6 protein-coding genes are annotated in these 8,033 nt (G+C 73.8%); 4 read left to right on the top strand and 2 right to left on the bottom strand.

Features of this window, described 5'->3' with window-relative positions:
* The first annotated feature begins 536 nt into the window (after nt 1-536).
* From AE652_RS29335 to AE652_RS29325, 3 genes are read left to right on the top strand one after another with little or no spacing between them, the layout of a single operon-like run.
* Nucleotides 537-1,061, top strand: a complete 525-nt coding sequence (locus tag AE652_RS29335; protein ID WP_049656925.1) for a PadR family transcriptional regulator — start codon at nt 537-539, stop codon at nt 1,059-1,061.
* Nucleotides 1,058-1,750, top strand: a complete 693-nt coding sequence (locus tag AE652_RS29330) for an ABC transporter ATP-binding protein (protein WP_049656924.1) — start codon at nt 1,058-1,060, stop codon at nt 1,748-1,750. Before AE652_RS29335 ends, AE652_RS29330 begins: the two co-directional genes overlap by 4 nt.
* Nucleotides 1,747-3,975 (top strand): ABC transporter permease, encoded by a 2,229-nt coding sequence (locus AE652_RS29325; protein ID WP_049656922.1) that lies wholly within the window; start codon nt 1,747-1,749, stop codon nt 3,973-3,975. Before AE652_RS29330 ends, AE652_RS29325 begins: the two co-directional genes overlap by 4 nt.
* A 26-nt stretch (nt 3,976-4,001) precedes the next feature.
* Here AE652_RS29325 and AE652_RS29320 read toward each other — a convergent pair whose 3' ends face one another.
* Nucleotides 4,002-4,550 carry an NUDIX hydrolase gene (locus tag AE652_RS29320; RefSeq protein ID WP_049656921.1) on the bottom strand — a complete coding sequence of 183 codons (549 nt, stop codon included), beginning with the start codon at nt 4,548-4,550 and terminating at the stop codon, nt 4,002-4,004.
* A 21-nt stretch (nt 4,551-4,571) separates the two neighbouring features.
* On the bottom strand, nt 4,572-5,990 hold the full coding sequence (locus AE652_RS29315; RefSeq protein WP_234348576.1) for an SDR family NAD(P)-dependent oxidoreductase: 1,419 nt from the start codon (nt 5,988-5,990) through the stop codon (nt 4,572-4,574).
* Between the two features lie 462 nt (nt 5,991-6,452).
* On the opposite strand from AE652_RS29315, the gene AE652_RS29310 reads away from it, so the two are divergent.
* Nucleotides 6,453-7,892 carry a GuaB1 family IMP dehydrogenase-related protein gene (locus AE652_RS29310; protein WP_049656920.1) on the top strand — a complete coding sequence of 480 codons (1,440 nt, stop codon included), beginning with the start codon at nt 6,453-6,455 and terminating at the stop codon, nt 7,890-7,892.
* Nucleotides 7,893-8,033: the final 141 nt, after the last annotated feature.

Here is an 8,033-nt window from a genome sequence, read left to right as displayed (position 1 = left end):
CGGGAGCGGTCGAGGGGGCGGGCGAGCGGCTCGTGCCGGGCACCGAGTGCCCGCCGCAGCCGCCGGCCGGTGCGCCGCGGGAGCGACGCGGGCAGGGCCGGGCGGGGAGTGCTGGACACGGTGAGGGCTCCTCAGGGGCGCGGGGACGCTGGCCGGTTACGCCCCAATGTCCACCCGGCGGCCCCCCGCGCACAAGAGTCGTGCGCGTTCGGAGGACCGCCGGTACCTACCGGTCAGGGCCGGTCGGCCCAGTGGTCGGGACGTTCGGCCCTCGGCATCCGCACCCGGTCCGGGCAGGCTGGGGTGTGGCGGCGTCCTCCCGGTGCTTGGGCGCGGCCGTGGCCCGGTCGGCCGTGGGGGCGCCGGGCCGAGGTACGGGGCAGGGGGTGGTCGTGGGGCCACCCCCTGCCTGTGCCGTGTCCGGCTCCGGCCCGTTCTCCGCCCTTTCCTCGCCAATGGACTGACGATGTCCCAGGTCGGGGCCGTATTCTGCCCAGATATACACTCGGGGTATACGCCGGGTGTATGTTTCCCCCATGAGTGTTCCTTTGACCCTTCTGGGGCTGCTGGAGCGAGAGCCGAGCCACGGCTACGACCTCAAGCGCGACTACGACGCCCTCTTCGGCCGCGGCAAGCCCCTTCCGTACGGCCAGGTCTACTCGACCCTCGGCCGGCTGGCCCGCGACGGCAAGGTGGTGGCCGGCGAGGCGGAGCCCGGCGACGGGCCCGAGCGCAAGCGGTACGTCATCACCGAGACCGGGGCGACCGAGTTCGAGACCTGGCTCCAGGAGCCGGTCGCGCCCGAGCCCAACCTCCAGTCCGTGCTGTTCACCAAGGTGGTGCTGGCCCTGATGCTGGGCCGGGACGCCGAGCACTACCTGGACACCCAGCGCGCCGCCCACCTGCGCCGGATGCGCGAGCTCACCGAACTGCGCCGCACCGGAGCCCTGGTGGACGCCCTGCTCGCCGACCACGGCCTGTTCCACCTGGAGGCCGACCTGCGCTGGATCGACCTCACCGCCGCCCGCCTGGACGCGCTCGCCGCGGAGGTGAACGCGTGACCGCCGTGATCGAGGCCCGGGACATCGCCCTCGCCTTCGGGGAGACCCCCGCCCTGCGCGGGGCCAGCCTGTCCGTCCAGGCCGGCGAGGTGCTCGCCATCATGGGCCCCAGCGGCTCCGGCAAGTCGACGTTACTGCACTGCCTGGCCGGCATCCTGGTGCCCGACGCGGGGGAGGTGCTGTTCGACGGGCAGCGCCTGGACACCATGCCGGAGGCCCGGCGCAGCGCCCTGCGCCGGGACAGGTTCGGCTTCGTCTTCCAGTTCGGCCAGCTGGTGCCGGAGTTGACGGCCGAGGAGAACGTCGCGCTGCCGCTGCTGCTGAACGGTGTGCGCCGCTCCGCCGCGCTGGCCCAGGCCCGTCCCTGGTTCGCCCGGCTCGGCCTGGACGGCATGGAGCAGCGCCGCTCCGGCGAGCTGTCGGGCGGTCAGGCGCAGCGGGTCGCGCTGGCCCGCGGCCTGGTGGCCCGGCCGCGGGTGCTGTTCGCCGACGAGCCGACCGGCGCGCTGGACTCGCTGACCGGCGAGCAGGTGATGGAGCTGATGGTCGCCTCCGCCAAGGAGCAGGGCACCACCGTCATCCTGGTCACCCACGAGGCCCGGGTCGCCGCGTACGCGGACCGCGAGGCGGTCGTCCGCGACGGCCGGGCCCGGACGCTCTCGGCCGGCGCCGGAACGGTGGCCCCGTGATCGCCTTCTCGCTCCGGCTGGCCGTCAGCGGCGGCCGGGAGGCGGTGGCCCGGCTGCTGATGATCGCGGCGGCGGTCGCGGTCGGCGTGGGGCTGCTGCTCTCGACCTTCGCCGGCGTGAGCGCGATCGACCGGGCCAACGAGCGGCAGCTCTGGATGAACACGGGCGTCAAGGGCGCGACCGCGGCCACCTCGGCGGACCCGCTCTGGTGGGGCGCCCGGATGGACTACTACCGGGGGAGGACCGTCTTCCGGGCCGATGTCGCCCCGACCGGTCCCGCCTCGCCGCTGCCGCCCGGCCTGAGTCGGCTGCCCGCGCCCGGCGAGTACTACGCCTCGCCCGCGCTGGAGAAGCTGCTGCGCGACACCCCGGCCGTCGAACTGGGCGACCGCTTCCCCGGACGGCAGGTCGGCACCCTCGGCGAGGACGGGCTGCCCTCCCCGGACACCCTGGCGCTGGTCGTCGGCCGCACCGCGGACGAGGTCAAGGCCCTGCCGAGGGCCACCACCGTCACCAGCCTCGCCACCGTCCTGCCCCACGACTGCGAGTACGACTGCTACGGCGCGGGCGTGCACGGCGACGCGATGGTCCTGGTGCTCACCGTGGTCGCCGCCGCGCTGATCTTCCCGGTGCTGGTCTTCATCGGCACCGCGACCCGGCTCTCCGCCGCCACCCGGGAGCAGCGTTACGCCGCGATCCGCCTGGTGGGCGCGACGCCCGGCCAGGTGTCGGTGATCTCGGCGGTGGAGTCCACCCTGGCCGCGGTGATCGGCACGGCCCTCGGCTTCGGCCTGTTCGCCGCGCTGAAACCGGTGGTGGCCGACGTGCCGTTCACCGGCGACCGCTTCTTCGCCTCCGACCTGAGCCTGACCCTGCCGCAGGCGGCCGGGGTGGTGCTGGGCGTGCCGGTGGCGGCCGCGCTCGCCGCCCGGCTCGCGCTGCGCCGGGTCACCGTCTCGCCGCTCGGGGTCTCCCGCAGGGTCACCCCGAAGCCGCCGAGCGCCTGGCGGCTGGCACCGCTGGTGGCCGGCCTCGCCGAACTCGGCTACTTCGTGGGCAACCGCCCGGAGACCACCGACGGGCAGTCCACGGCCTACCTGACCGGCTTCGTGCTGGTGATGCTCGGGCTGGTGGTCTCGGGGCCGTGGCTGACCATGGCCGCGGCCCGGGCGGTGGCCCGGCGCACCCGCCGTCCGGCCGCCCTGATCGCGATGCGCCGCCTGGCGGACGACCCGGGAGCGGGCTTCCGTTCGGTCGCCGGCGTGGTGCTGGCGCTGTTCGTGACCACCGCGACCCTGGCCATCATGAGCACCATCAACGCGAACCAGGGCATGCTCAACGGCGCCCCCGAGGTGCGCAAGGCGATCGTGGACGCCCCCTTCGGCAACCGGAACGACGCGGCCCTGCTGCCGTCGGTGCCCGATCGCGTGCTGGCCCGGGCGCGGGCCGTCCCCGGGTTCCAGGGGATCGCCCTGGTGCACGAGGACCCGGCCGGTACGGGCCAGCGGAGCGGGCGGGGCATCGTGCCCGGCCTGGTGAGCTGCGCGGACCTCGCGCAGATCCCCGTGGTCGGCCACTGCGCTCCCGGCGCCGCCGTCGCGGCCGTCGACCCCTACCAGCTGGTCGGCCTGGTGGACGCCTCCGACCGGGAGTGGCCGGCCGCACCGGTCTCTGCGGCCGAGGCGGCCGGGCTCCCGGTGCGGATGCTCTACGCGACCACCGACGGTTCCAAGGCGGCCAAGGAACAGCTGCGGACCCTGTTCATGAAGGAGTTCCCGCACTACGAGGCGAGGCTGGCCGAGGACTGGTCCTCCGCCGGGCAGAAGAAGCTCCAGGGCTGGCGGCAGCTGGCGAACGTGGTGCTGCTGACCACCCTGCCGATCGCCGGGTGCAGCCTCGCGGTGAGCGTGGTGGCCGGACTGTCCGACCGCCGGCGGCCGTTCGCGATGCTGCGGCTGACCGGCGCACCGCTGCGGCTGCTGCGCAGGGTGGTCGGACTGGAGAGCGCGCTGCCGCTGCTGGTGGTCTCGGCGCTCGCGATCGGGACGGGCTTCGCCGCGGCGGCGATGTTCCTCAAGGCGCAGAAGGACTACGACCTGGTGTCCCCGGGCCCGGCGTACTACGGGCTGACCGGTTTCGGGCTGGCCGCCTCGCTCGGGATCATCGCCTCGACGCTGCCGCTGCTGAAGCGGATCACCGGACCGGAGGCGGCCCGCAACGGCTGAGCGCCGTCAGGCGGTCGGCTGCCCCGTCACCCGTTCCAGCGGGCGACGGGGTAGCCGTGCGTTCCGGCCAGCAGCCGCGGGGACAGCCGCGGCAGCCAGCTGCCGAGCACCAGCGCGGACGGGTAGAACATCGGCTCGGGCAGCGCGTCCACCGGGACGCGCTCCCAGCCGCCGCACGCGTGCGGCTCGGTGACCACGGCCTCGGCCAGGCTCGGCGGCGCCAGCACGGCGGCCGTCAGCCGGGGCCGGCCGAGCTCGTGGTCGAGGTGGACGGCGAGCACCCGCATCTCCTCGGCGGGCAGCACGATGCCGGTCTCCTCGGCGAGTTCGCGGGCCGCGGTCCGCTCGAAGGACTCGCCGAGGTCGACCTTGCCGCCGGGCAGGCTCCAGGTCGGCGGCTCGCCGGCCGTGGTCCGGCGGCCGATCAGCACCCGGCCGTCGCCGGTGGGCACGATGACCCCGGCGCCGAGCAGCGGTGCGGTCGGCGGGACCGGTGCGGCGGGTGCGGGCGCGGCCGGCCCGGCGGGTCCGGTGGGCGCGGTCGGTCCGGTCGGTCCGGACGGTGCGGTGCTCAACTCGCCATCCCCTTCGGCTGGTTACCAGTTGGAGCGGTCGTAGTCCTTGAGGAAGCAGCCGTACAGGTCCTCGCCCGCCTCGCCGCGCACGATCGGGTCGTACACCCGGGCCGCGCCGTCGACCAGGTCGAGCGGGGCGTGGAAGCCCTCGTCGGCGAGGCGCATCTTGTCCGGGTGCGGCCGCTCGTCGGTGATCCAGCCGGTGTCGACGGCGGTCATCAGGATGCCGTCGGACTCGAACATCTCCTGCGCGCTGGTGCGGGTGAGCATGTTGAGCGCGGCCTTGGCCATGTTGGTGTGCGGGTGGCCGGCGCCCTTGTAGCCGCGCGAGAAGACGCCCTCCATCGCGGAGACGTTGACCACGTACTTGCGGCGGGACGCGGAGGCGGCCATCGCCGGGCGCAGCCGGCTGATCAGGATGAACGGCGCGGTGGAGTTGCAGAGCTGGACCTCCAGCAGCTCCATCGGGCCGACCTCGCTGACGGTCTGCACCCAGCTGTTGGTGTCCGCGAGGTCGGGCACCAGGCCTCCGGCGTCGATCGCGGTGCCGGCCGCGATCCGGTCGGGCGTCGCGGAGCCGGTGACCAGGGCCAGCGAGGTGACGTCCTCGGCGGTGATCCGCTGCGTGTCGCCGCCCGCCTGGTGGGGGAGGGCGGGCAGGTCGACGCTGCCGCTGCCGAAGCGGCCGATGGTGGTGGCCTGGGGCAGCTCGCCGGCCGGCAGCGGGGCGGACTCGGCGTTGACCAGCTCGCGGTAGGACTCCGGCGGGCGGCGCACGGTCTGCGCGGCGTTGTTGATCAGGATGTCCAGCGGGCCGTCGGCGGCGACCTCGTCGGCCAGGGCCATCACCTGGGCCGGGTCGCGCAGGTCGATGCCGATGATCTTGAGGCGGTGGATCCACTCGGCGCTGTCCGGCATCGCCGTGAAGCGGCGGATCGCGTCGTTGGGGAAGCGGGTGGTGATGGTGGTGTGGGCGCCGTCGCGCAGCAGCATCAGCGCGATGTACATCCCGATCTTGGCCCGGCCGCCGGTGAGCAGCGCGCGCTTGCCGGTGAGGTCGGCGCGGGCGTCCCGGCGGGAGCGGTTCTTGACCGCGCAGTCCTGGCAGAGGTTGTGGTAGAAGGCGTCGACCTCGATGTACCGCTGCTTGCAGGTGTAGCAGGAGCGCGGACGCTCCAGGATGCCGGCGATCTCGGTGGTGGTGACGGTGGTCAGGCCGAAGGCGCCGGCCGTCTCGTCGTCGATCCGGGTGGGCGCGCCGGTGGCGGTACGGGCGGTGACCTCGCGGTCGTTGGCGGTCTTGCGGGCCCGGGTCTCCTGGCGGCGGCGCTGCTTGAGGGTGCGGAATATGCCGCCGACGGCCTTGCGGACGGTGATCGCGTCCGGATGGTCCACGTGCAGCTCGTCGAGCTCGGCCAGCACCTCCAGGCAGAGCCGCAGCCGCTCGGGGTCGAGGCCGGGACCGAAGTCGGTCTCCTCCTCGGCGCCCTCGACCGGGTCCTGGCCGAGGTCCGTCCGCCCGGTGCCCGTCTGCTCGATGTCCGCCTGTCGGAGGTCCGTCTGGTCGATGTCCGTCTGACCGATGCTCACGCCTGCTGCCGCTTTCCCGATTCGCCACGCCCACACGCGTGAAGCCAAGCCCCTTACCGCGTGAATGCTACGGGAGCGGTCCGGACCGGGGCGAAAAGCCGACGTCGGAGGGGGTCTTTGGATGATCCTCCATGTCTACGCGCGGAGTATTGATCACGGTTTGTACGCAGCCCCAGCAATGCCCGTCGAACTGGCTTTTGCCCCCACCCTCACGGAGAATCGAACGCTGGGTGCCGGGCGCCCGAGTGCGCTCCGGCGGCATCGCCGCAACCGCACCCGAGGTGTATCCCCCCAGCCAGAGAGCCCTCCTTCATGCGCTTCCTGAACGACCTCAAGCCCTCGTACGACCTGACGTACGACGACGTCTTCATGGTCCCCAGCCGTTCCGCCGTGGGCTCCCGGCAGGGCGTCGACCTCTCCTCGAACGACGGCACCGGCACCACCATCCCGCTGGTCGTGGCCAACATGACCGCCATCGCCGGCCGCCGGATGGCCGAGACCGTCGCCCGCCGCGGCGGCCTGGTCGCCATCCCGCAGGACATCCCCACCGAGGTCATCGCCGAGGTCGTCTCCTGGGTCAAGCAGCGCCACCTGGTGTTCGACACCCCGATCACGCTCGCCCCCGGCGCCACCGTGGCCGAGGCGCTCTCGCTGCTGCCCAAGCGCGCGCACGGCGCCCTCGTGGTGGTCGAGGACGGCAAGCCCGTCGGCGTGGTCACCGAGTCCGACTGCCAGGGCGTGGACCGCTTCACCAGCCTGGCCGACATCATGTCCCGCGAACTGCTGCTGCTGGACGAGGGCATCGACCCGCGGACCGCCTTCGAGAAGCTCACCGAGGCGCACCGCAAGCTCGCCCCCGTCGTGGACGGCGAGGGCCGACTGGTCGGCATCCTCACCCGCAAGGGCGCGCTGCGCGCCACCCTGTACACCCCGGCCGTGGACGAGGCCGGCAAGCTGCGGATCGCCGCCACCGTCGGCATCAACGGCGACGTCGCGGGCAAGGCTGCGGCGCTGATCGAGGCCGGTGCCGACGTGCTGGTGGTCGACACCGCGCACGGCCACCAGGAGTCCATGATCAGCGCGCTGCGCGCGGTGCGCGGCCTGGACCCGCGGGTCCCGATCGTGGCCGGCAACGTGGTCTCCGCCGCCGGTGTCCGCGACCTCGTCGAGGCGGGCGCCGACATCCTCAAGGTCGGCGTCGGCCCCGGCGCCATGTGCACCACCCGGATGATGACCGGCGTCGGCCGGCCGCAGTTCTCCGCCGTCCTGGAGTGCGCCGCCGAGGCCCGCCGGCTCGGCAAGCACGTCTGGGCCGACGGCGGCGTGCGCCACCCGCGCGACGTCGCGATGGCGCTGGCCGCCGGCGCCTCCAACGTGATGATCGGCTCCTGGTTCGCCGGGACCTACGAGTCCCCGGGCGACCTCCAGACCGCCGCCGACGGGCGCCAGTACAAGGAGAGCTTCGGCATGGCCTCGGCCCGCGCCGTCAGCAACCGCACCGCCCAGGACTCCTCGTACGACCGGGCCCGCAAGGCGCTGTTCGAGGAGGGCATCTCGCACTCCCGGATGTTCCTCGACCCGACCCGCCCCGGCGTCGAGGACCTGATCGACTCGATCATCGCGGGCGTCCGAAGCTCCTGCACCTACGCGGGCGCCGGCAGCCTGGAGGAGTTCCAGGAGAAGGCGATCGTGGGCATCCAGAGTGCGGCCGGCTACGCCGAGGGCAAGCCGCTGCACTCCAGCTGGGCCTGACCGGCTCCGGCGCCCGCTGCGCCTGTTGTGCCTGCCGGGCCCGCCGCGTCGGGGCCCGCACCGTCGGCCGTCCGGTTCCTCGCCTCGGGGAGCCGGGCGGCCGCGGCCGTTGCGGGGGGCGTTGCGGGGGCCGTCGCGGGG

The organism is Kitasatospora sp. MY 5-36, from assembly GCF_001182915.1.
Lineage (GTDB): Bacteria > Actinomycetota > Actinomycetes > Streptomycetales > Streptomycetaceae > Kitasatospora.
This window is presented reverse-complemented; position numbering and strand designations above follow the sequence as displayed.